Origin of the sequence: Allobosea vaviloviae (assembly GCF_001298265.1) — a bacterium.
GTDB classification, from domain to species: Bacteria; Pseudomonadota; Alphaproteobacteria; order Rhizobiales; family Beijerinckiaceae; genus Allobosea; species Allobosea vaviloviae_B.
In genome coordinates this window covers 289091-312760 of sequence record NZ_LGSZ01000022.1, presented here as the reverse complement: position 1 = coordinate 312760, position 23670 = coordinate 289091, and the positions used below count along the sequence as shown (strand labels likewise).

General features: G+C 66.9%; 23 protein-coding genes. 3 read left to right on the top strand and 20 right to left on the bottom strand.

The window, feature by feature from the left end; all coding sequences use genetic code 11:
• Positions 1–172: 172 nt before the first annotated feature.
• The 10 genes from AE618_RS05340 to dusB form a co-directional block, all read right to left on the bottom strand.
• Positions 173–1096, bottom strand: coding sequence for a TonB family protein (locus AE618_RS05340; RefSeq protein WP_054207982.1), 924 nt, complete (start codon positions 1094–1096; stop codon positions 173–175).
• Positions 1093–1560 carry a TonB system transport protein ExbD gene (gene exbD / locus AE618_RS05335; RefSeq protein ID WP_054207981.1) on the bottom strand — a complete coding sequence of 156 codons (468 nt, stop codon included), beginning with the start codon at positions 1558–1560 and terminating at the stop codon, positions 1093–1095. The genes AE618_RS05340 and exbD overlap by 4 nt, the downstream gene beginning before the upstream one ends.
• A gap of 3 nt (positions 1561–1563) precedes the next feature.
• Positions 1564–2622 carry a tonB-system energizer ExbB gene (exbB, locus tag AE618_RS05330; protein ID WP_248310755.1) on the bottom strand — a complete coding sequence of 353 codons (1059 nt, stop codon included), beginning with the start codon at positions 2620–2622 and terminating at the stop codon, positions 1564–1566.
• A 256-nt stretch (positions 2623–2878) separates the two neighbouring features.
• Complete coding sequence (gene hflX, locus AE618_RS05325; RefSeq protein WP_054207980.1) at positions 2879–4258, bottom strand: GTPase HflX; 1380 nt, start codon at positions 4256–4258, stop codon at positions 2879–2881.
• Positions 4259–4263: 5 nt separating this feature from the next.
• Entirely contained in the window at positions 4264–4512 is a 249-nt protein-coding gene (gene hfq / locus AE618_RS05320; protein WP_054207979.1) for an RNA chaperone Hfq, read from the bottom strand.
• A gap of 210 nt (positions 4513–4722) precedes the next feature.
• Complete coding sequence (locus tag AE618_RS05315) at positions 4723–6090, bottom strand: sigma-54-dependent transcriptional regulator (RefSeq protein WP_054207978.1); 1368 nt, start codon at positions 6088–6090, stop codon at positions 4723–4725.
• Positions 6087–8378: a sensor histidine kinase NtrY-like gene (locus AE618_RS05310; RefSeq protein ID WP_248310754.1), complete on the bottom strand. Its 2292-nt coding sequence runs from the start codon at positions 8376–8378 to the stop codon at positions 6087–6089. The genes AE618_RS05315 and AE618_RS05310 overlap by 4 nt, the downstream gene beginning before the upstream one ends.
• A 127-nt stretch (positions 8379–8505) precedes the next feature.
• On the bottom strand, positions 8506–9954 hold the full coding sequence (gene ntrC / locus AE618_RS05305; RefSeq protein ID WP_054207977.1) for a nitrogen regulation protein NR(I): 1449 nt from the start codon (positions 9952–9954) through the stop codon (positions 8506–8508).
• A gap of 20 nt (positions 9955–9974) precedes the next feature.
• Positions 9975–11081: a two-component system sensor histidine kinase NtrB gene (locus AE618_RS05300; protein ID WP_054208027.1), complete on the bottom strand. Its 1107-nt coding sequence runs from the start codon at positions 11079–11081 to the stop codon at positions 9975–9977.
• 53 nt (positions 11082–11134) lie between these two features.
• Positions 11135–12157, bottom strand: a complete 1023-nt coding sequence (gene dusB, locus AE618_RS05295; RefSeq protein WP_082365002.1) for a tRNA dihydrouridine synthase DusB — start codon at positions 12155–12157, stop codon at positions 11135–11137.
• A gap of 160 nt (positions 12158–12317) precedes the next feature.
• Between dusB and AE618_RS05290 the strand changes: the two genes are divergently transcribed.
• Together AE618_RS05290 and AE618_RS05285 are read left to right on the top strand one after the other, a co-directional pair.
• Entirely contained in the window at positions 12318–13526 is a 1209-nt protein-coding gene (locus tag AE618_RS05290; RefSeq protein WP_248310753.1) for a bifunctional 2-C-methyl-D-erythritol 4-phosphate cytidylyltransferase/2-C-methyl-D-erythritol 2,4-cyclodiphosphate synthase, read from the top strand.
• 5 nt (positions 13527–13531) lie between these two features.
• The gene (locus AE618_RS05285; protein WP_054207976.1) at positions 13532–14029 is read left to right on the top strand and encodes a CinA family protein; all 498 of its coding nucleotides are present in this window, start codon (positions 13532–13534) and stop codon (positions 14027–14029) included.
• A gap of 27 nt (positions 14030–14056) precedes the next feature.
• Here AE618_RS05285 and AE618_RS05280 read toward each other — a convergent pair whose 3' ends face one another.
• The 8 genes from AE618_RS05280 to yajC form a co-directional block, all read right to left on the bottom strand.
• Positions 14057–14533, bottom strand: coding sequence for a type II toxin-antitoxin system RatA family toxin (locus AE618_RS05280; protein WP_054207975.1), 477 nt, complete (start codon positions 14531–14533; stop codon positions 14057–14059).
• A gap of 16 nt (positions 14534–14549) precedes the next feature.
• The gene (lipA, locus tag AE618_RS05275) at positions 14550–15554 is read right to left on the bottom strand and encodes a lipoyl synthase (protein WP_054207974.1); all 1005 of its coding nucleotides are present in this window, start codon (positions 15552–15554) and stop codon (positions 14550–14552) included.
• Positions 15555–15672: 118 nt separating this feature from the next.
• Entirely contained in the window at positions 15673–15951 is a 279-nt protein-coding gene (locus AE618_RS05270; protein WP_054207973.1) for a GlsB/YeaQ/YmgE family stress response membrane protein, read from the bottom strand.
• 81 nt (positions 15952–16032) lie between these two features.
• The gene (locus AE618_RS05265) at positions 16033–16371 is read right to left on the bottom strand and encodes a GlsB/YeaQ/YmgE family stress response membrane protein (protein WP_248310752.1); all 339 of its coding nucleotides are present in this window, start codon (positions 16369–16371) and stop codon (positions 16033–16035) included.
• A gap of 135 nt (positions 16372–16506) precedes the next feature.
• Positions 16507–16884, bottom strand: coding sequence for an Mth938-like domain-containing protein (locus AE618_RS05260; RefSeq protein ID WP_054207972.1), 378 nt, complete (start codon positions 16882–16884; stop codon positions 16507–16509).
• A 20-nt stretch (positions 16885–16904) separates the two neighbouring features.
• The gene (gene secF / locus AE618_RS05255) at positions 16905–17861 is read right to left on the bottom strand and encodes a protein translocase subunit SecF (RefSeq protein WP_054207971.1); all 957 of its coding nucleotides are present in this window, start codon (positions 17859–17861) and stop codon (positions 16905–16907) included.
• A 26-nt stretch (positions 17862–17887) separates the two neighbouring features.
• Positions 17888–19498 (bottom strand): protein translocase subunit SecD, encoded by a 1611-nt coding sequence (gene secD / locus AE618_RS05250; RefSeq protein WP_054207970.1) that lies wholly within the window; start codon positions 19496–19498, stop codon positions 17888–17890.
• Between the two features lie 76 nt (positions 19499–19574).
• Positions 19575–19850 carry a preprotein translocase subunit YajC gene (gene yajC, locus AE618_RS05245; RefSeq protein WP_054207969.1) on the bottom strand — a complete coding sequence of 92 codons (276 nt, stop codon included), beginning with the start codon at positions 19848–19850 and terminating at the stop codon, positions 19575–19577.
• A gap of 317 nt (positions 19851–20167) precedes the next feature.
• Between yajC and AE618_RS05240 the strand changes: the two genes are divergently transcribed.
• Entirely contained in the window at positions 20168–21061 is an 894-nt protein-coding gene (locus AE618_RS05240) for an ATP-binding protein (RefSeq protein WP_054207968.1), read from the top strand.
• Between the two features lie 110 nt (positions 21062–21171).
• Here the strand turns inward: AE618_RS05240 and AE618_RS05235 are convergent, their stop codons facing one another.
• Both AE618_RS05235 and AE618_RS05230 read right to left on the bottom strand, forming a co-directional pair.
• Entirely contained in the window at positions 21172–21930 is a 759-nt protein-coding gene (locus AE618_RS05235; RefSeq protein ID WP_054207967.1) for a hypothetical protein, read from the bottom strand.
• A 176-nt stretch (positions 21931–22106) separates the two neighbouring features.
• Positions 22107–23531 (bottom strand): LysM peptidoglycan-binding domain-containing M23 family metallopeptidase, encoded by a 1425-nt coding sequence (locus AE618_RS05230; protein ID WP_054207966.1) that lies wholly within the window; start codon positions 23529–23531, stop codon positions 22107–22109.
• Positions 23532–23670: the final 139 nt, after the last annotated feature.

Here is a 23670-nt window from a genome sequence, read left to right as displayed (position 1 = left end):
CGTCGCCCTCCTTGGGCGTTTCCTCCCTAGACTTGGGCTGCGCTCACGCGTGGCCCTTTTTTTTGCCCGGTTGGGCGCCAGGCTGACGGAGCCGTGCCGACAGTCATGTCCGTCCGGAACGACCGCTGCGGCCAACGGTCGAGATCGATTTTGCGGTGCAAGCGTTCGCGCCTCAGCGCGCGAACCTGACCGGCACGGCCAGCATGACGGTGCTGCCGCCCAATCCCGCCGGTGGGGCCGGAACCGGACTGGCGCGGCGCACCATCGCCACCGCCTCCTCGTCCAGGACCGCGTCGCCGGATCCGCTGACGAGGCGGGCGGACAGCACCCGCCCGGACCTGTCGATGCTGAAGGCAACTTGCACCGTGCCGGGGCTCGCCCCGCTGGGGAAGCGCTTGTAGCGGTTGAGGTGGGCCAGCATCGTGCCGCGCCAGCTCGCGGGTGACACGGACGGAGCCGAATCGGCGCCCTGCGACGGTGCCGCCGCGGTCGGCGCAGCCTGAGCCTGCGCCGTGGGCGCGCTGGTGCGCTCGGCCGGCGGCTTGTCCCGGTTGATCGGCTTGCGGCGCTCGACGACTTGCTTCCTGGGCGGCGGCTTACGCTCGACGACCTTGGGACGCGGCTTGAGCGCAGGCGGCGGCGGAGCCAGCACAGCAGCCGCATCAGGCAACGTCGGCAACTCCGGAATCTTGATCTCGGGCTCGGGCTGGGCGACGGGCTGCGGCTCCACGACCGGCGGGGGCTCCACCGGCGGCGGCTCAACGACCGGCTCGCGCAGCGGCGGCTCGGGGTCCGGCGGCTTCTCGACGACGGGTTCCGGCTGCGGCTCGGGCTGGGCCTCTTCCATCTGCGGACCCGGCGCAACTTCCTGCGGCGGCGCCTCGGGCGCGACGGCAAGCGGCGCGAGCTCGATCATCACGGCAGCGGGCGGCGTGCCCATGGCCGCCTCGGCGCGCTGCCAGCTCACGATCATCCAGCCGGCCGCAACATGTGCACCCGCGACGACGACCATCGCCAGCGCCCATCGCAAGGCCGCCGGCCACAACCGGGAGCCCAGCGAGTTCGAGCGATGGGCAAGGTTCCCGAGCGCGCTCATGGCTTCGCCGCTCCGCCCGCCGGCGCTGCCTGTGCCGCGCCCTGCCCTGTGTCCTCCAACCCGACCAGGCCGATCTTCAGATAGCCCGCCTGCCTGAGCAGGTTCATCACCTCCATCAATTCGCGATAGGCGACAGCGCCGTCGGCGCGCAGGAAGATGCGCTGCTCGCGGTCGTTGCTGGTGCGGGCGTCGAGCGTCGGCCCGAGCGCCTCGCGCGCCACGCCGTCATTGCCTAGCGCTAGCGAGAGGTCGCCCTTCACGGTCAGGAAGATCGGCGTATCCGGGCGTGGCTGGGGCTGCGCGTTCGACACGGGCAGATCGACCGCGACATCGACCGTGGAGAGCGGGGCCGCGACCATGAAGATGATCAGCAGCACCAGGATCACGTCGATGAAGGGCGTGACGTTGATGTCGCTGACCTCGCCGAGGTCGCCATCCTGCGAGTCCTTGAGCGAGACGGCCATGGCTCACTCCGCAGGCACGCGCGGAAGCGACGCGGCTGGCTGCAGTGCCGGCTGCACGGCATGCAACGAAGCACGGGGCGCAGCCGCTGCTGGAGCGGCGAGCGGCTGGCGGCGCTGGCGCTCGAGATCGCGCGAGAGGTGCTGGAGAATCTCGCCCGAGGCGTCGGCAAGCGTCGCGCGGTAGCCGGTGATGGCGCGGGCGAAGACGTTGTAGATGATCACGGCCGGAATCGCCGCGACGAGACCGATCGCGGTCGCCAGCAGCGCCTCGGCGATGCCCGGAGCCACCACGGCGAGATTGGTGGTCCTGGCCTGGCTGATGCCTATGAACGCGTTCATGATGCCCCAGACCGTGCCGAACAGGCCGACGAAAGGCGCCGTCGAGCCGATCGTGGCGAGCAGACCGGTGCCGCGCGCCATCGAGCGCCCCGCCCACGCCTCGATCCGCGAGAGCGCGATGGCGACGCGTTCCTTGATGCCGTCCTCGCCGAGATCCGAGGAGCGCTTCGTCTCCGTCAGCGCCGCACCCAGAAGCGAGCCGACCGCGCCGCGCATCTGGCCGCCATCGCCGGCGATCAATCCGGCGGCGTCTTCAAGCGAAGCCGCGGACTGGAGACGACGCAGGGCGCGCCCTGCCCCGGCCTTGGCCGTTGCGAGCTCGATCACCTTGGCAAGCCAGATCGTCCAGGTCACCAGCGAGGCGAAGGCGAGCCCCACCATCACGCCCTTCACCACGATGTCGGCCGCCAGGAACATGCCCCAGGGCGAGAGGTCATGCGGCAGGGCGGGCAAGGCGGCAGGCGTGGCCTGCGGAGCCGTAGAGGGAGCCGGGTGGGCGAAGGACGGAGGCGCGATGCCCATTTGCGGGAAAGCCGGCGGGACCGCAGTCGCCGGAGCGGCCGGCGTCGCGACCGGCGCCGGAGACGACGCGGGTGGCTGGGCTTGCTGGGCCGAGACGGGGGCCTGGCTCGTCGAAAGACAGAACAGGGCGAGCGTCGCCCAACGCGACAGGAGCGTCCCGGGCATGGCTCGCAGCCGGCGCGGCAAATTGAAGGACGACACCGCCTTCTCCTTGGAATAATTAAAAAAAGCCTTTGCGATCAATGCGATGCACGGCAACACGCCTCGGCCAATCGGCACCGCATGTCAAGCTGGAGCTGGCCTGCAGGCATGCGCTCTCTGCCCTTCCGAGCGAGTGATCGGAGCGGGAACCGGGACTTCCGGCGAGCGATTTTCAGATGAATGAGCGGGGCGCGGGAGACCCTATCCGGGCCGTGATGGCATCGCCTGACGTGGCCGGTGGGTACGGCCGGCCGCGCTACTCCCGCTGCGCGTCCGGGAAGCGCGCTCCAAACGCCCCTTCCCGCTCCGGCGGCAGCCGCACGCGCAGGGACAGGGCGCCGTCCTCGGCGTCCTCGCGTTCAAGGATCTCGCCATTGGCATGGAGCCAGGCCAGCGATTTGCCGTCGCCGGGCGCCAGCGCCAGACGGTAGACCGGCCGGCTGCGGGCGATGCGTGTCTCGATCGCATCGGTCAGTCGGCCGATCCCGTCTCCGGTCAGCGCCGAGACCAGCACCGGGCGCGAGACCTCCGGCTTCAACCCGGCGAGGCCCAGCTGGCGCTCGCGCTCCTCGGGCGCCAGCAGATCGGACTTGTTCCAGACCTCGACGACGCGCTGTCCGTCATCGGGGTCGATACCGAGATCGCGCAGGATGCCTTGCACATCGGCAGCCTGGGCCTGCGTGTCCTCATGGGCGACGTCGCGGACATGCAACAGCACGTCGGCCTCGATCGCATCCTCCAGCGTGGCGCGGAACGCGGCGACGAGCTGCGTCGGCAGGTCGGAGATGAAGCCGACCGTGTCCGACAGCATGATCCTGGCGCCATGCGGCAGCTTGAGGGCGCGCGCGGTCGGATCGAGCGTCGCGAACAGCATGTCCTGCGCCAGGACCTCGGCCGAGGTCAGGCGGTTGAACAGCGTCGACTTGCCGGCATTGGTGTAGCCGACCAGCGCAACCACCGGGTAAGGCACGCGCTTGCGGCTGGCGCGATGCAGCCCGCGCGTGCGCTTGACCGCCTCCAGATCGCGCTCGATCTTGGTCATGCGCTCCTGGATGATGCGCCGGTCGGCCTCGATCTGGGTCTCGCCGGGACCGCCGAGGAAGCCGAAGCCGCCGCGCTGGCGTTCAAGGTGGGTCCAGGACCGCACCAGGCGGCTCTTCTGGTAATTGAGATGGGCAAGCTCGACCTGCAGCGCGCCCTCTTTGGTGCGCGCACGACGGCCGAAGATTTCGAGGATCAGGCCGGTGCGGTCGATGACCTTGCAACCGAAGGCCTTTTCGAGGTTGCGCTGCTGCACCGGCGACAATGCGCAGTCCATCACGACGAGGCCGATCTCTTCGATCCCGATGCGCTCGGTGATTTCCTCGACCTTGCCCTTGCCGAGATAGGTGGCCGGGCGCAGCGCCGTCAGCATGACCTGGATCGGCTCCACGACCGTCAGGTCGATCGCAGCCGCGAGGCCGACGGCCTCATCGAGCCGGGCCGCGAAGGAACGCTGGTTGGCATCGCTGACGCCGCGACGCTGTTGATAGGGGCCGATGACAAAGGCCCGGGTATTGGCCGCGATCTCGCGCTCGATGGCGTCGAGCGGCTTGACCGCCGCCCGCGCCTCATCCGCATCGCTGCGGGTGCTCACCGGGGTCAGGCCTTGTCCTGTTCCTCGGGCTCGAACAGCTGCACCGGGTGCCCGGGCATGATCGTCGAGATCGCGTGTTTGTAGACCAGCTGGGAATGACCGTCGCGCCGCAGCAGCACGCAAAAATTATCGAACCAGGTGACGACGCCCTGCAGCTTCACGCCGTTGACGAGGAAGATCGTCAGCGGAATCTTCTGCTTGCGTACATAGTTGAGGAACGTGTCCTGTAGATTTTGTGCCCGCTCTGCGGCCATGGGTAGCCCCTGTTGTTGGGATCGCTCATCGGGTTCAGGCCCGCGATCCATTTCGTCCCGTTCGCGGCTCAGGCGGATGCCTGCCGCTTCGGCACACCGATCTCTTATTAGATCGTCGAGTCAGCCGACAACGCAAGTGCAACATTGCTTTGTTGCGGGGCGATCTGCCTGCGTCTTGCGCAGACCCGCATGCAGGATGCGCCTGTCTGCTCAGCCGACGCCGAGCGATTTCAGCTTCCTGTGGAGCGCCGAGCGCTCCATGCCGATGAATTCCGCCGTGCGCGAGATATTACCGGAGAAGCGGGCGATCTGCGCGATCAGGTACTCGCGTTCGAAGATTTCGCGGGCGTCTCGCAATGGCAGGCTCATCAGCCGCTCCCCGCCTGAGCCCGACGGCGTGGTCGGCACCATGGCGCCAACCTCGGCCGGCAGCATCTCGACCGTGATGTCGGCGGTCGGATCGCCCTTGGTCAAGATCATCAGCCGTTCGACATTGTTGCGCAGTTCGCGAACGTTGCCCGGCCATTCATGCGATTGCAGCACGGCCATCGCGTCCGATCCGATCCGGCGCTTGGGCAGGCCCGACGCGACCGAGATCTGCTCCATGAAGAACTCGATCAGTTCCGGCACGTCCTCGCGCCGCTCCGACAGAGCCGGCACCTTGACCGGCACGACGGAGAGGCGATGGTAGAGATCCTCGCGGAAGCGGCCGTCGGCGATGAGCTGCGCCAGATCGCGGCTGGTCGAGGAGACGATGCGGACATCGACATGGACGCGGGTCGCGCCACCGACGCGCTGGAAGTTCTGGTCCACCAGCACGCGCAGGATGCGGCTTTGCGTCTCGCGCGGCATGTCGCCGATCTCGTCGATGTAGAGCGAGCCGCCATGCGCCTCCTCGAGCGCGCCGACACGGCGCGAGCGGCCCTCGCCGGCTTCGACGCCGAACAGCTCCTCCTCCATCGTCTCGGGCGTGATCGTCGCGGCGTTGATGACGACGAAGGGGCCCGATGAGCGCGTCGAGGCCTCGTGCAGGGTGCGCGCGGCGAGCTCCTTGCCGCAGCCGGGCTCGCCGGTGATCAGCACGCGCGCATTGGTCGGCGCAACGCGATCGATCGTCTGGCGGAGCTGGTTCACCACGGTGGAGTGCCCGACGATGCGGCTGGCCTGGGTCGAGCCCTTCTTGAGCTCGCGGACCTCGCGGCGCAGACGCGAAGCCTCCAGCGCCCGCTCGGCGACGAGCACGAGCCGATCGGCCTTGAAAGGCTTCTCGATGAAGTCGTAGGCGCCGCTCTTGATCGCCGAGACCGCCGTCTCGATGTTGCCATGCCCGGAGATCATCACCACGGCGAGATCGGGATGGCCCTGCTTGATCAGTTCGAGCACCTGCAAGCCGTCGAGACGGCTGCCCTGGAGCCAGATGTCGAGAAAGACAAGGTTGGGTCGGCGCGCCGCGATGGCCGCCAGCGCCTCGTCGGCGGAGCCAGCCTTTCGCGTCCGGTAGCCTTCGTCCTCGAGCAGGCCGGCCACCAACTCGCGGATGTCGGTCTCGTCGTCGACGACCAGAATGTCAGCGCTCATAAGGGTATCCCATCCTGCGTTTCCCGTGCGGCCACGCGGGTCGATCCTTGGTCGCCGCGCTCGCCGTCGGGGTTCTCATCGGTTGCCGGCCCGGTTTCGGGGAACCAGAGCCTGATGCGGGCGCCGCGCTTGCCCTGTGCGGCGTCGGGCCGATCGAGCAATTCGATGCCGCCGCCATGGTCCTCGAGGATCTTGCCAACGATGGCCAGGCCCAATCCGGTGCCGCCTTCGCGGGTCGTCATGTAGGGCTCCAGCAGCTTCTGGCGCTGGTCGGCCGGGAGCCCCTTGCCGTTATCGACCACGTCGATGACGATCCGGCCATCCTCGCGCCGCTCGAAGGCAATGTCGATCTTGCCCGGGCCGCGTTCGTCCATCGGCACGGCCTCGATCGCCTCGGTCGCGTTCTTGATGACATTGGTCAGGGCCTGCGAGATCAGCCGCCGGTCGAACCGAGCCAGCACGGAGCCTTCCGGCAGGTTCTCCGAAATCGTCAGTTCCGGATTGCCGACGCGCATCAGGAAGACGATCTGGCGCACCGTCTCGGCGATGTCGTCGCGCATCAGCGAGGGCTTCGGCATCCGCGCGAAAGACGAGAATTCATCGACCATGCGGCGAATATCCTCGACCTGACGCACGATCGTCGCCGTACATTGCTCGAAGACATCCTTGTCCTCGATGATGACCTTGCCGAACTTTCGCCGGATGCGCTCGGCCGAGAGCTGGATCGGCGTCAGCGGGTTCTTGATCTCATGGGCGATGCGGCGCGCGACATCGGCCCAGGCCGCCGTGCGTTGTGCCAGGACGAGGTCGGTGATGTCGTCGAGCGTGACGACGAGCCCGGCACCGCTGCCCTCGCCCTCGCGCACCGCCCGGACATTGACCATCCGGTCGCGGCCGCCGCGCGTGATCGCGATCTGGCCGGCGCTCTGGCGCTGGCGCCCCTGCAAGGCTTCGGCGACGAAGGCGGCGATCTCGGGGGCGACGAGGGAAATCGATTCGCCGAGCAGCCGCCCGCCGGTCCCCAGCAAGCTTTCGGCGGAGCGGTTGATGATGGTGATGTGGCCGTCGCCATCCAGGCTGAGCACGCCTGATGACACGCCCGACAGGACGGTCTCGGTGAAGCGCCGCCTGCGGTCGATCACCTCGCTGGCGGTGACAAGCCCGTCGCGCTGGCGGCGGAGTTCGGCTGTCATCTTGTTGAAGGTTTCGCCGAGATGGGCAAGGTCGCCCTCGGATCTTCGAATCGGCACCTGGACATAAAAGTTCCCGCTCGAAACCTGATCGGTGGCGTGGATCATCCGCCGGATCGGCGCGACGAGACCGTTGGCGAAACTCAGGCCGAGCCAGATCGCCGACAGCAGCAGGATCACCGCGATCAGCCCATACATCGAGGCGAAAGCGATCTGCACGCCCTTGCGCCGGGCATCGATCGACAGGTACTCGGCTGCCGCCCCCCTGGCCACGGACGGGAACTCGACCGCGAGCGGATCGACCTCGCGCGCAATGTGCAGGAAGGCGTTGTCATAGGCCGGCAGCTTGACCAGAGCCCCGAAGATGCGCCCGCTGGAGGGAATGACGCAGATCGGCTCGGGCGCCGACTGAGCATCCTCGAAAGCCGCGGCGTCGGGCTTCGGCGCGCCGCGCAGGACGTCGATATTGGCCCGCGCCAGCACCTTGTCCGGCGGCTGCATGATCGCGGCAACGGGCACACCGAGCGCCGTCGCCCGCGAGGTCAGGAAGGTATCGAACCATTTCCGGTCGACGTCATAGGCCGGTTTCGCCCGCGACAGATCGTCGGCGAGGATGCGGATCTCGCGACCGAGCGATTTGCACTGAGACGCCGCATAGGCATCGGCGACCTCGACGGACCGGAAGATCGCATCGCGCATGCGGTCGGAGAACCACGGCTCGAGGCCGCGCTCGATGGTGATGGTCGCGATCACGGCGACCAGTACGGCCGGCAGCGCCGCGATGATGCTGAACAGGCCGACGATGCGCACATGCAGCCCGGCAGCGGCGGCACCCGCCCGGCGTGCGCGGATCAGCACGGCGGCCTCGAAAGCGACGACGACCAGCAGCAGCAAAATCAGGAAGGCATTGAGGACGAAGACGCCGATGACGACCTCGTGGACCGGGGCGACAGGCGTGACCCCCGACAGCACGAGGAATGTGACCAGCCCCGATACGAGCGCGAACACGACCACGGTGGCGCCAAGCCAGCCCGAGACGCGGCGCGGCGTATCCTCGGCGCGCGGTGCAATCCTGGCGTCACTGGCAGAGGTAGACACGATTTCGAACAACTCCCGGACCTCCGGAGCCCTGGACGGACCCGGTCGGCGCGCGGCACTGATGCGCCGCCGCAACGGTGTTGTCAAAATATGACATATGAAAGGCGGACTCGGCCTGCCCTCCAAATCAGCGTGGCGAGCGGACCACCTGCATGTCGAGCTCGCGTATTTTCTTCCTCAACGTGTTGCGGTTGAGGCCCAGCAGCTCTGCAGCCCGAATCTGATTGCCGCGCGTCGCGGCGAGCGCAGCCGCGATCAGCGGCGGCTCGACCTCGCGCAGGATGCGATGATAGAGGCCGGGCGGTGGGATGTTGTCGCCGAAGCCGCCGAAATACTGGTTCAGGTGGCGCTCGACCGAACCCGACAATGTCTCGGCGCGCTCCTGCGAGGAAGCGCCGGAGAAGCTCGTCGTCGCGCTTGCCGGTTGCAGCTCGGCGTCCACGATCGGCGCCGTGATGGTTTCCTGGGGATAGAGCGCAGCAAGGCGGCGCACGAGATTCTCGAGTTCGCGGACGTTGCCCGGCCAGCGATAGCGACGCATCACGTCCATCGCTTCCGAATCGATCTGCTTGCGCGGCAGCCCTTCCTTCTCGACCAGCGTGAAGAAATGGCGCGCCAGATCCGGAATGTCCTCGACGCGCTCGCGCAAGGGCGGCAGGCGGATCGGCACCACGTTCAGCCGGAAGAACAGGTCCTCGCGGAACAGCCCTTGCGCGATCGAGATGCGCAGATCCTTGTTTGTCGCCGCCACGATGCGGACATTGGTCTTGATCGGGGTGCGGCCACCGACAGTGGTGTACTCGCCTTGCTGCAGCACCCGAAGCAGGCGTGTCTGGGCCTCCATCGGCATGTCGCCGATCTCGTCGAGGAAGAGCGTTCCGCCCTCGGCCTGCTCGAAGCGGCCGGACGATCGCGTCAGCGCGCCGGTGAAGGCACCCTTCTCATGGCCGAAGAGCTCGGATTCGATCAGGTCCTTCGGGATGGCCGCCATGTTGATGGCGACGAAAGGCCCGTTCTTGCGCTTGCCGTAGTCGTGCAGGGCGCGCGCGACCAGCTCCTTGCCGGTCCCGGATTCGCCGTTGATCATCACGGTCAGGTCGATCGGCATCAGCCTGGCCAAGGCCCGGTAGACGTCCTGCATCGCCGGCGAACGGCCGATCAGCGGAATGTCGTCGGGTTCGGCGGCAACCGAGCGCCCGCCATCGCCGCGCGGGCGAGACAAGGCACGGCCGACGATGGCGACGAGTTCCTTGAGGTCGAATGGCTTGGGGAGATATTCGTAGGCGCCGCGCTCCGACGCCTTGATCGCCGTCATGAAGGTGTTCTGCGCGCTCATGACGATGATCGGCAGCTCCGGCCGCACGCGCTTGATGCGCGGCAGCAGGTCGAAGGCATTGCCGTCCGGCATCACCACGTCGGTGATGATCAGGTCGCCCAACCCCTGGGCGGCCCAGGTCCAGAGCGTCGCCGCCTGGCCGGTCGTCCGCACCTCGTATCCAGCCCTCGCAAGGGCCTGATTGAGGACGGTGCGGATCGCGGCATCGTCGTCCGCGACAAGAATGTTACCGGTCGGCATTCACTGTGGTCCTGTAGGCCTTACGCTGTCTGTCGCGCCCGAAGTTGGTGCAGCGGCAGCAGAATCCTGAACGTCGTGCGGCGAGAGACGGATTCGCATTCGACGATTCCGCCGTGATCGCCGATCACTTTGGCGACAAGTGCAAGTCCAAGGCCACTGCCCTGCGCCTTGGTCGTGACGAAGGCATCGAAGAGATGCGGAAGAAGATCGGCAGGCACGCCTGGGCCATTGTCGCGGACGCCGATTTCGAGCGGCAGCGCGATGCGGCCCGACGAGCCCGCGACCTGCATGCGGATGCCCGGCCGGTAGGCGGTGGTCAGGGTGATCTCGCCGTCGATCGACTGGGTTCCGATCGCTTCCGCTGCATTTTTCACCAAATTGAGCAAAACCTGAACGAGTTGGTCGCGATTGCCGGAGACGGGAGGCAGAGAGGGATCGTAGATCTCGTTGAAGCGGATATGCCGCGCGAAGCCCGACTGCGCCAGCCGCTTCACATGGTCGAGCACATCATGGACGTTGACCGGGTCGCGCTCGGTGGGACGTTCGTCGCCGAACAGCTCGACCCGCTCGACCAGCTTCACGATCCGGTCGGTTTCATCGCAGATCAATTGCGTCAGCATGCGCTCGCTGTCAGGAACAGTCGCCTCGAGAAGCTGGGCGGCGCCGCGAATGCCCGAAAGCGGGTTCTTGATCTCATGGGCGAGCATGGCTCCGAGCGCCGTGATGGACCTCGCTGCCCCGCGGTGGGTCAGTTGTCTGTCCATTTTTTCAGCAATTGTCCGTTCTTGCAGCATAAGCACGACGGTATCGCCGTGACCGGGCAAAGGCGACGCAAAAACATCGACCACCCGATCGGAGCCCAGCCGCGGCGAGCCAAGGTCGAGCCGGTACTCGCTGACGCTCGAGCCGCGCCGCTGGACCTCCTCGACGAGAGCAAGGACCGGGGAGCCGAAGGCGATCAGGTCGTCGATACGCTGGCGCTTGAGCACGACGGCGCTCGACTGGAAGAAGTCCTCCGCCGCGGTATTGGCGTAGAGGATGCCGTGGCCATCGCCGACGACCACGACCGGCATGGGCAGGACATTGAGGGCCTGCATCTCGATCGGATCGAGCAGATAATCATCCATGCTCTTTCCGCCACTCTCGGCGACCGCCATCGTCATACGCGTTACCCTTGGCTTCAGGCCGCAACGCGGCTGTACTCGACAGAAAACAGGCGCGTCATCGCCTCGATCACCTGGCTCGGCTCGTCCGCCGTCAGAAGGACGCGGCGCCGATCCTGATCAGGGTGGCCGCCACTGGCGACAGCATCATCGGCATAGGCCGCCAGGTGCTTGCGTGCATGGCGGACGCCATGAGCCTGCCCCATCAAGCTCAGCAGACCTTCATAGTGCTCGCGCGCCAGCGCCAGCTTCTGCGGCAGCGTAAGGTCCGGCACTGGCCGCCCGGTGAGCTGTGCGCCGATCGCGCCGACCAGCCAGGGCCGCCCCAGAGCAGCCCTGCCGACCATGACGAAGTCGGCGCCCGACTGCGACAGGCAGGCGCGCGCATCGGCAACGTCGTGGATGTCGCCATTGGCAACGAGCGGAAAATCGCCAGCCTCGCGTACAGGACGGATCGCCTTCCAATCGGCGACGCCCTTGTAGAATTGCTGGCGCGTGCGGCCATGCACGGTGATCATCCCTGCGCCCGCGGAGACGGCGCGCCGCGCCAGTTCCGGCGCATTGCGCGAAGCATCGTCCCAGCCGAGACGCATCTTGACCGTCACCGGCACTTTTACCGCAGCGACCGCGGCCTCCACCAGCGACACCGCATGGTCGAGATCGCGCATCAAGGCGGAGCCGGCCCAGCCGCCGGTCACCTTCTTGGCCGGGCAGCCCATGTTGATGTCGACGATCGCGGCGCCGTTCGCCTCGGCCAGGCGAGCCGCCTCGCCCAGCCAGTGCGGATCGCAGCCGGCCAGCTGCACGACATGGGGCGAGATGCCAGCGCCTTCGGCGCGGATCCTTGCTTCCTCGCTGCCACGCACGAACTCATCCGATGCGACCATCTCGGAGATGACGAGCCCGGCGCCGTGGCGCGCGGCAATGCGGCGCATGACGATGTCCGTCACGCCGGACATCGGGGCCAGGAACGCGCGCGACACCAGCCCTGCGCCAAGCGAAGAGATGATGCCAGGGCCTGAATTTGAGGCAACCTGCATTGTGCTTATTTATTGGACATTGTGACAGCTGCGCAAGAGCCGCGCGTCGATATTGCATCGCATCATTGCCGCACCCCCCTGCCGCACCCACAGCGCCGTTTCCGGCTTGGCGATCCCCGCCCCTGCGACTATCACCGAACCTCACGCAGGACCAATAGCCGTGACCGCCGAACCACATGACAACACCTTGCCCGTCGCGGCGCTCATCGTCGCGGCCGGTCGCGGCCTTCGCGCCGGAGGCGATGGCCCCAAGCAGTATCGCCTGATCGGGGGGCGCCCTGTTCTCGATCATGCTCTGGCGCCGTTTTTGGCGCAGCCGGCTATCAGTCTGATCGCGGTGGTGATCGGGGCTGGAGACGAGACACGCTATGACGGCGCAGTCGGCCACATAGCCGATGCCCGGCTTTCATCACCGACGCCGGGGGGCGAGACCCGCCAGGACTCGGTCCGGCTCGGTCTGGAGGCGCTGGCGGAAGCAGGCTTCGATGGCTCGGTGCTGGTCCATGACGCGGCTCGCCCCTTCGTCTCCGCCGCGCTGATCGGCGCCGCGATCGAAGCCATCGGCGCCAACGGCATCGCGGCGATACCGGCCCTGCCGGTCACGGATACCATCAAGCGTATCGACGTCGCCGGCCAGATCGCCGAGACGCCGCCGCGCGACCGGCTCGTCAGCGTGCAGACGCCTCAGGCCTTCCGCTTCGAGGCGCTCCTGGCGGCCCATCGCGCTGCCTTCTCCGCAGGCCTGGACGGCTTCACCGACGACGCGGCGCTGATGGAATGGGCCGGGCATCCCGTCGCCACCTTTCCGGGCGAACCCGCGAACCTGAAGCTGACCCACCCCGAGGACTTCATCCGCGCCGGCGCACCGGCCGCAGGCAACCTGGTCGTTCGCGTCGGCACCGGCTACGACGTACACGCCTTCACCGATGGCGACCATGTCTGGCTCGGCGGAGTCCGGATCGCCCATGATCGTGGCGTGCTGGCGCATTCCGACGGCGACGTCGCGCTCCACGCCTTGACCGACGCGCTGCTGGGAGCCTTGGCCGAGGGCGATATCGGCACGCATTTCCCGCCGAGCGATCCCCAATGGAAGGGCGCGGCCTCGCATCGCTTCCTGAGCTTTGCCGCTCAGCGTGTCCGGCAGCGCGGCGGTCGGATCGATTTCCTCGACCTCACCATCGTCTGCGAGGCGCCCAAGGTCGGGCCGCATCGCGAGGCGATCCGCCAGGCCATCGCGGTTGCAGCCGGCATCCGCGTCGATCAGGTTGCGATCAAGGCGACGACCTCGGAGAAGATGGGTTTCACCGGCCGCAGGGAGGGCCTTGCGGCCCTCGCCACCGCGACGATCCGGCTGCCGGAACAGGAGTAGCTGATATGTTCGACCTCGATATCCGTTCGCTCGCCGCAGAGCTGCTGAATATCAGCCGAGAGCGCGGCACCACGGTCGCGACCGTCGAATCCTGCACGGGTGGTCTCGTCGCCGGCGCGCTGACGTCGATCTCCGGGTCGTCCAGCATGGTCCTGGGCGGACTCGTGACCTATTCCAACGAGGCCAAGACGATCCTGGCCGGCGTTCCGCCGGAATTGATCGCGCAGCACGGCGCCGTCAGCGAGCCGGTCGCGCGCGCCATGGCGGAGGGCGGGCGGGACAGGCTTGGCGCCAAGCTGACAGTCTCGATCACTGGAATCGCCGGGCCCGATGGCGGCAGCGAGGCCAAGCCGGTCGGCCTGGTGCATTTTGCCTGCGCGACGCAAGGCGCGACGCTGCATCGCGAGAAGCGGTTCACCGTCGTCGGCCGCGACGAAATCCGTCGCGTGAGCGTGCTGGAAGCTCTCGATCTGCTGCGCGAGGCAGCGCTGGCGCAGCCCTGACCGCATCAGCGACAAAGCGCCAGGTGTTCAGGGGGCGGTGACCGCCGTGCTTACGCTACCGCCATAGACGAGATCGGCGCGGCGTTCGAAGGCTTCGGCGAATTTGCGGAAGGCCTTGTCGAACATCGCCCCCATCAGGAGCCCAAGCATGCGGCTGGCGAACTCATAGGAGATGAAGAAGCCGATCTCGCAGCCGCTGTCATGCGGCTTGAAGGTCCAGCGGTTTTCCAGATAGCGGAACGGCCCGTCGACATATTCGACCAGGATCTTGAGATTGGCGGGATCGAGCGTCACCCGGCTGGTGAAGGTCTCACGGATCGCCTTGTAGCCGACGCTCATATCCGCCAGCAGAACTTCGCTGCCGCCTTCGCCCGGCGTCCGGCGGCGCACCGTCAAGCCCTCGCAGAGCGGCAGAAATAGCGGGTATTTCTCGACATCCGCGACGAGCGCGAACATCTGCTGCGGCGTGTGCTTCACCCGGCGGGTGTTGTTGAACATCGGCATGAGCGGAGCGGCAGCCTCAGCCGGTCTTGGCGGCGCGGGCCGCGCGCAGCTGCGCGAAATCCTCGCCGGCGTGATGCGACGAGCGCGTCAGCGGCGTCGAGGACACCATCAGGAAGCCCTTCACATAGGCGATCGATTCGAACCCCTTGAACTCCTCGGGCGTCACGAAGCGGATCACGGCGTGGTGCTTGCGCGACGGCGCGAGATATTGGCCGATCGTGATAAAGTCGACATCGGCCGAGCGCAGGTCGTCCATCAGTTGCAGGATCTCGTTCCGCTCCTCGCCGAGGCCGACCATGATGCCGGATTTGGTGAAAATGGTCGGATCGAGTTCCTTGACCCGCTGCAGCAGCCGCAGTGAGTGGAAATAGCGCGCGCCCGGCCGAACGGTGAGGTACTTGCCCGGTACGGTCTCGAGATTGTGGTTGAAGACGTCCGGCTTCGCCGCGACCACGACTTCGAGCGCGCCGGGCTTGCGCAGGAAGTCCGGCGTCAGGATCTCGATCGTGGTGGCGGGCGAGGCCTTGCGGATGGCGCGGATCACCTGGGCGAAATGCTCGGCGCCGCCATCCTTGAGATCGTCGCGATCGACCGAGGTGATGACGACATGCTCGAGCCCGAGCTTGGCGACGGCCTGGGCGACCTTCGCCGGCTCCAGCACATCGAGGGCCTGCGGCACGCCGGTCTTGACGTTGCAGAAGGCACAGGCGCGCGTGCAGGTGTCGCCCATGATCATGAAGGTGGCGTGCTTCTTCTCCCAGCACTCGCCCATATTGGGGCAGCCCGCCTCCTCGCAAACTGTGACGAGCTTGTTTTCCTTGACGATTTTCTGGGTCTCTGCCCATTTCGGCGAGCCTGGCGCCTTGACGCGGATCCAGTCCGGCTTGCGCAGGATCGGATTCTCCGGACGCTTCTGCTTCTCCGGGTGGCGCGGCGGTTCCGACACGCCGGGACCTCCGGCCTTGGGATTGCCGACATTGGGTCGCGGATCGCGATTGAGCAGGTCGAGGACGAGAGCCATCGGGACATAATCCATCGCGGCGGCCCGCTGGCCGCCGCCCGCCCTCTAGCTAATCGCCCCGGAGCGTCAGGGCAACCTCGTCAGGTCCCGCCTCGCGCCGTCCGGACATGCGAATGCGTCAATTGCGACCGCGCGCCGCGTTCCAGATCACGATCACGATCACCGCACCGACGACTGCTGCCGCGAGCGTCCGCCAGAAACCGAAGATCTGGATGTCCATCAGCTCGGCGACCCGGCTGCCGAGGAAGGAGCCGGCAACGCCGACCAGCATGTTGGTGAAGAGGCCGTGATCCGCCGAGGTCAGGCGCTCGGCGATCCAGCCGGCGAGCATGCCGATGAAGATCGTAGCGAAGAAACCATAGCCCGGCTGGGCCATCGTTGCGGCGAAGTTTTCCATTGGTCGTCCCCCAGAGCCTTACGCGCATGCGCGCCGATCAAACAATCCGCCATCGCCCAAGTTCCCTCGGGCGATATTTCTTCAGGCGATGAATCGCGCCAGCAGCACGACGAGAATGGCGCCGATGACCGCCATCGCCGCCTCGTCGAGCACAGCATGGCCGGTGCGTACGCGCCAGCCGGTCAGCCTGACCAGCCCCTGCCCGACCAGCATGCCGAGCACGCCGACGACGGCATGGCGCAACAGCCCGCCGCCGCCCACCACCAGGCTCGCGGCGAATCCGGTGACGACGCCGAGCGCCACCGTCGGCGCGATCACGCGCCAGTCGAGCACAAGACCGCGCCCCGGCGGCAGGACCTCGACCCTGTCGTCGGGAATGATGCGGTCGGCGTTGGGAGGCTTGCGGGTGCGAGGGGGCATCGGCCGAATGTGGGAGGGAACGGACCAGAAATCCAGACGCGCCTTGCGATGTCGCGCCCGAACCCCGGCGTCATGAGGCGCGTAAGACGCAGACCTCGGCACGACGGATGCAATCGGATCTTGGCGAAAGTCGGATCAATCGACCGCAATCAACGCCGCTGCAACACGTCGGTCCTCGCCGACGAGCACGTTGTAGGTCCGCGCTGCCGCCCCCGTCGCCATGCCCTCGACGGTGATGCCGCGCTCGGAGAGCAGGCTGCGCCAGGCCTGCGGAATGAAGGCGATGTCGGGGCCGGTGCCGATCAGCAGGAAATCGATCGACTCGGCCTCGTCCAACACTGGCTGCAGCGTGTCAGGCGTGATCTCGGAAAAGCGCGTCACCGGCCAGATCCGGATGCCTGAAGGCGTCGCCAGGACCGAGCCGCGATGGCTCATGCCGGCGAAGCGGAAGCCACCCGCGCCGAAGGCGTCGAGCTGGTGTCGGCCGGGAACGAAGCCGTCGAAGCGGGCCATGGCGGATTCCGCGCTGCGCGTCAGGCCTTGGCCTTGGCCTTGCCCGCAGCGACCGACTTTTCGAGAGCGTCCTCGCGGGCCGCCATGCTGCGGACGTCCATGTAGAGCAGCACCGGCGTCGAGATGAACATCGCCGAATAGGTGCAGACGACGACGCCGAACAGCATAACGAGCGCGAAGCCCTCGATCGCCGAGCCGCCGAACAGCACGAGAGCGATCAGCGCCAGCACCGTCGTGGTCGAGGTGATCGCGGTGCGCGACAGCGTCGAATTGACCGAAAGGTCGAGCAGGTCTGCGACCGGCATGGTCTTGTAGCGCCGCAGCAATTCGCGCGTGCGGTCGAACACCACCACGGTCTCGTTCAGCGAATAGCCGACAATGGTCAGGATCGCCGCGATCGAGGTCAGGTTGAATTCGAGCTGGGTGATCAGGAAGAAGCCCATCGTCAGCACGATGTCGTGCAGCGTTCCGAGGATCGCGCCGATCGCGAGCGGCATTTCGAAGCGGAACCAGAGATAGATCAGCACGCCGACGATCGCGAGCACGACGCCCAGCGTTCCCGCCTGGACCAGTTCGCCGGAAACGCGCGGGCCGACGGTCTCGACCCGGCGGAAATCATAGGTCGACGAGAAGGCGTCGCGCGCCTTGACGACGACCTGCTGCTGCGCGACTTCGCCGCCCGGCTGCAGGGCAAAGCGCATCGAGATTTCGCCGCCGGAACCGAATTCCTGGACCTCGGCCTCGCCGAAGCCGAGCCCATGCGCCGTCTGGCGCACTGAGGCAATGTCGGGCCGTCCGGCCTTCGACTGCATCTCGATCAGCGTGCCGCCGCGGAAATCGATGCCGAAATTCAGGCCGATCGTCAGGAACAGCGCGATCACCAGCAGCGAATACGCGGCCGAGAACGGATAGCTGAAGCGCCGGAAGCGGACGATCTTGAAGGTGGTGTTATCGGGAACGATGCGAAGCAGACGCATGCGCTGATCTCCTCAGTTGGCTTGCGTCAGAACGGAAGGGTCTTGGGACGGGCCCAGCGATACCACAGCGCGATCAGCATCCGGGTCAGCGTCACCGCCGTGATGACGGTGGTCAGGATGCCGAGGATGAAAACGACCGCGAAGCCGCGCACCGGGCCAGAGCCCAGCGAAAACAGCGCAACCGCCGCGATCAGCATGGTGACGTTGGAGTCGATGATCGTGGCGAAGGCGCGCTGGAAGCCGGCCTCGAGCGCCGAGACGAGGCTGCGGCCCTGATGGGCCTCCTCGCGCATGCGCTCATAGATCAGCACGTTGGAATCGACCGCCGTGCCGATGGTCAGGACGATGCCGGCGATGCCCGGCAGCGTCATCGTCGCACCCAGCACCGACATCAGCCCGAAGATCAGGCAGACATGGACCAGCAACGCGATCGAGGCGATGAGGCCGAACACGCCATAGGTCGCGATCATGTAGATGATCACCAGCACGGTCGCGATCAGGGTCGCCATCTTGCCGGCCTGGATCGAGTCGGCGCCGAGGCCCGGGCCGACGGTGCGTTCCTCGACGATCGTCATCTTCGCCGGCAGCGCGCCGGCGCGCAGCAGAATGGCGAGGTTGTTGACCGATTCGACGGTGAAGTTGCCCGAGATCTGGCCGGAGCCGCCGGTGATCGGCGACTGGATGACCGGCGACGAGATCACCCGGTTGTCGAGCACGATGGCGAGCGGGCGACCGAGATTTTCCGTCGTCGCCTGGCCGAAGCGCTGAGCGCCACGGATGTTGAAGCGGAAGTTCACGATCGGCTGGCTGGTGCGGGAATCGAAGGCGGGCTGTGCGTCGACGAGGTCAGCGCCCTCCACGATGACGCGGCGTTCAACAGGCACCAGCGAGCCGCCGGCATCGTTGGACGGCAGCATGTCGACATCACCAGCCTGGCTCTCTGCGACCATGCGGAACTGCAGCTTGGCGGTCTGGCCGAGGATGTCCTTCAGCCGCTGCGGGTCCTGCAGGCCCGGCACCTGGACGAGAATCCGGTCGAGGCCTTGGCGCTGGATGTTGGGCTCGGTCGTGCCGAGCGCGTCGACGCGGCGGCGCAGCACCTCCATCGCCTGCTCGACGGCACGGCGGACCCGCTCATTGGCGCCGCCCTCCGTCACCGAGAGCTGGATCAGCCCGTCGGGCTGCTCGGCGATGTCGATGGTGTTGTTGCCCGACGGCCCGAAGGCCCCGAGCGTTCCCACAGGCTGGGCCAGTTCGCGCAGCTTGGGCAGGAGCTTCGCCCGGTCCGCAGCTTCCGGCACACGCACGCTGACGCCGCGCGCGGTCATGCCGATGCCGCCCTGGAAGCTGATGCGCTCGTCGCGCAGGATGCGGCGGACGTCGTCACGCAGCTGCATCACCTGACTGCGGACGAGATCGGCGCGGTCGATCTCGAGCAGCACATGCGAGCCGCCCTGCAGGTCGAGGCCGAGCACGACGGCATGGATCGGCAGCAGGATGCGCGGGATCCAGGAGGGAGCGCCGGCCTCGATCGCCTTGCGCGTCTCGGGCGAGAACAGGTTCGGCAGGGCAAAGCCGCAACCGAAGAGCAGGACGAGCAGGACGACGATGACCTTGCGGGTCTGGAAACGGAGCATCTGCGGAAACAGCCTTGTTGTCGTGCGCCGGCCCGTCGAGGAGCCGGAACCTGATATTGCCCCGCCGGGGGCTGGTTCAGCTCTTGACTGGCTCGCTCTTGGTGCGGACGTCGGTGATCATGCCCTTGACCAGGCGCACGCGGACGCCTTCGGCGATCTCGACTTCGACCTCGGCGTCGTCGATCACCTTGGAGACCTTGGCGACGATGCCGCCGGCCGTGACCACCGTGTCGCCGCGCCTGACGTTCTTGAGCAGCTCCTGATGCGACTTCACCCGCTTCTGCTGCGGCCGGATGATCAGGAACCACATGATCACGAAGATCAGGACGAACGGCACCAGCGACATCAGCATGTCTGTGGAGCCACCGGCGCCAGCGGCTTGGGCAAAAGCGGGGGTGATCACGAAAGGGCTCCTTCATCGCGGCGGCGCAACGCACCACCGGCCGCAGGGCGCGGCACAGTTCGGCACAGGCTTAAAAAATCGCGCGGACTATAGCCAGCGACGCCGGTAAATCAACCGGATGGCCGGGGTGCCCCGGCCGCGCTCATCACCTATGGGCTCAGCGCTATTCGCGCAATGGCCTTGCACTTCCGTCAGCGGCGCGCTTTACCGTTTCCAGACCGTAACGCCGGGTACGGTTACGGACCGACATTGCGAAAGCCTGCTTCATGACCGACCTCGCGACAGACCAGACGCTCGCCACCCTGCTGCGTATCGCCAATGCGCTGGAGCGGATCGCTCCCCCGGCTCGCAAGGCCGCCGACCTGACGCTGGCTGATGCCTTCGTCTGGCACCCGGCCGGCTCGGAGCTTGCGCCCGTCGCGAAGGTCAACCGCGTCGCGCTGTCGCTGCTGCGCGGCGTCGATCGCGTCCGCGACACGCTGGCCGAGAACACCGAGCGCTTCGCCAAAGGGTTGCCGGCCAACAATGTGCTGCTCTGGGGCGCGCGCGGCATGGGCAAATCCTCGCTGGTCAAGTCCGTCCATGCCGACACCAACCGGCGCCTGAAGGGTGAAGGCTCGCAGTCAGGCCCCCTGCCCCTGAAGCTGATCGAGATCCACCGCGAGGACATCGAAAGCCTGCCCGTGCTGATGGGGCTGCTGCGCCCCGACGCGCATCGCGCCATCGTCTTCTGCGACGACCTCTCCTTCGACGGCGAGGACACCTCCTACAAATCGCTCAAGGCCGCGCTCGACGGCGGCGTCGAGGGCCGGCCCGGCAATGTCGTGTTCTACGCCACCTCGAACCGGCGCCACCTGATGCCGCGCGACATGATGGACAATGAGCGTTCGACCGCGATCAATCCCGGCGAGGCCATCGAGGAGAAGGTCTCGCTGTCGGACCGATTCGGCCTCTGGCTCGGCTTCCACAAATGCAGTCAGGACGAGTATCTCGCGATGATCGACGGCTATGTCGGCCATTTCGGGCTGGCGATCGCGCCCGAGACGCTGCGCCAGGAGGCGCTGGAATGGGCGACGACCCGCGGCTCCCGCTCCGGCCGCACCGCCTGGCAGTATATTCAGGATCTGGCGGGACGGTTGGGGAAGCCGCTGGAGGGGTGAAAGACGCCCGTCATTCTAGGGCGAAGCGAAGCGCAGAGCCTGAGAATCTCAGGCAGGAAAAGGCGCGAGCACGAGATGGTCGGATCAAGCCCGACCATGACGCATCCGAGTCAAAGCTTGCGCAAGGCTTCCGACAGCCTGTCGAGATCGACGCCCCTGCCCTCCCGGAAGGCCAGGCGCTTCTCTGGCCCCAGATAGGGCTTGATCACGGAGACGTTGAAGAAGCAGGGCGCCGACTTGCCGGAGCAATTCACCGAGCGACCATGCGTGACGGCGACCTTGACGGGTGTCGCCAGCCCGGGGACCGACACCGAAATATCGACGACATTGTCGTCCTTGAGGCCGCCGACGACCAGCGACGCCTTGTCGGCACGAACGATGCCGCTGACGACGACGTAGTATTTGCCACGCTGGCCCACCACCTCGTCGACATACCACCGGCCCTTCATATCCTCACCGGCATCCGTGCCGGTGCGATAGGCTTGAGCCAGGCCGGTATAAACGGACTGGTAGTCGTCGCGAACGGCATTCTCCGCGACGAAACTGACCTTCGTCCCGACCGCCGCCGCGATCTCCGTCTTCACCGCCTCGTTGGGGAAGGTGCCTGTCAGCGCGATGCCATCGATCCGCGTCGAGGTCAGCGTCGTCGGCGCAGCCTCGCCCGGCCGCCGCTGCAATGGAATGTCGTCCGAGAGGCGTATCAACGTCGCCGTCGACTGGTCGAACAGATAAAGCGTTCCCGGATTGAACAGACCCGCATTGCGGTAGCCGAGCCCGGCACTGCGCGAGAAGCTCAGATCCGCTCCGAAATCACCGCCGTGACAGCCCGCGCAGAGCGCTGCCAGCGCCAGGCCAAGAATTGCTCGCATGTCTCATCCCCCACCCCATATACAACTTATGCATGTATAAACGACACATGACAAGCATAGGGCGAGAGATCGGCGGCAGGCAAAAAAATGGCGGGGCGGCCTGTCCTGGGACCGCCCCGCCTTGTTCCGACCGGCGGGGTCTCGCGGAGACCGGTCGAAGGGAAACTCGGACGAGATCAGTTGTTGAGATAGGGGGTCGGATCGACCGGCGAGGAGCCCTTGCGCAGTTCGAAATGAAGCTGCGGCGAGGAGACGTTGCCGGTCTGGCCGGATTTGGCGACGACCTGGCCGCGCTTCACCGTCTCGCCGCGCTTGACGTTGAGCTCGCCGGCATGGGCATAGGCCGAGACATAGCCGTTGGGGTGGCGGATCAGGACGAGATTGCCGTAGCCCTTCAGCTCGTTGCCGGCATAGGCGACGGTGCCGCCCTCGGCTGCCTTGATCGGAGTTCCCTCCGGCACGGCGATGTTGATGCCCTCATTGCCACCACGGCCGCTGAAGCCGGCGATGACGCGGCCACGGGCCGGCCAGCGGAAATCGGCCTTGTCGCCAGCCTCTTCCGGCTTGGCGAGGCTCGCCGTCGTGGCCGGCTCCGGCTCGGATTTCGGCACGGCGGTGATCTTCGGCTCGGTCGCCGGCGCGCTGGCGACCACGACAGGCTTCACCTTTTCGACGACCGGCTTGGCCTCGGCGGCGACGGGCTTGGCCACGGGCACCGGCTTCACGGCGGCAACGACGGGCTTGGCGGCAGGCTGAGCAGGAGCGGCAGCAACCGGCGCGGACGCCTTGGCGGCAGCCTTGGCCTTGGCCTCGGCGGCGAAACGGGCGCGCGATTCGCGCATCGCCAGCGCATTGGCCTCAGCCTTTTCCTTGGCCTCGGCGGCAGCTGCGGCCTTCGCCTGAGCAGCGCCCGCCTTGGCATCGACGGGAGCCTTCGCAACCGGAGCCACCCTGGCGCGGGCATCCTGCACCGGAGCGACCGGGCGGATCGGCGCGACCGAAGCCGCGGGAGCCGGCCCGGTGACGAAGCGCGAGGCATCCGAGCGCGTCTCGGCCGGAGCCTGAGCGACCTGCTGCCTCGGAGCGGGCGCTGAACCGCCAGCGGCAGCGTTATAGACGGGAATCGTCAACCGAGAGCCCGGCGCCACGCTGGCGCTGGACAATCCGTTCGCCGAGATCAATGCCGCGCGCGGCACGCCGTAGCGCGAGGAGATCGTGTCGAGTGTCTCGCCCTGGGCGACTACGATCGGCGTGCCGCCCTGAGCGCTCCAGCCCGAGGCATTTCCGACGACAGGCTGGGGAGCCGCACTGCGCAGCGCCACGGCCGATTGCGGCGGCGGCAGAGGCTGCGAGCGAACAGCACTCACGGCCGGCGCAGGCGTCGAATACACCGGAGCGTTGACGGAGCGACCGATCGAGCCGGTGGTCGCCGGATCGCGCGCCGGGGCCGAGGCCTGGGCGCTCTTGAATGGACTGGCGAAGGGCGTGTCCGTGAAGCGAATCGCCTCCGACGAGCAGGCACTGACGCTCACCGCCAGGAAGCACGCCGTCGACGCGCGAAGGACGAGGCTGAAATTGACCGATCCGGCTTGGCTACGCATGGAACTGGCACTCGCGAACAACGCAACTCGATAGCCAGCATTAAAGCCCCGTTCAGGTTACGAAAGCGTTTCGCACCGCGCCGTCACGTTTGCTTTTTCGCAGGCCGTCGGCAGATCGATCAGAACCAACTCAAGGACG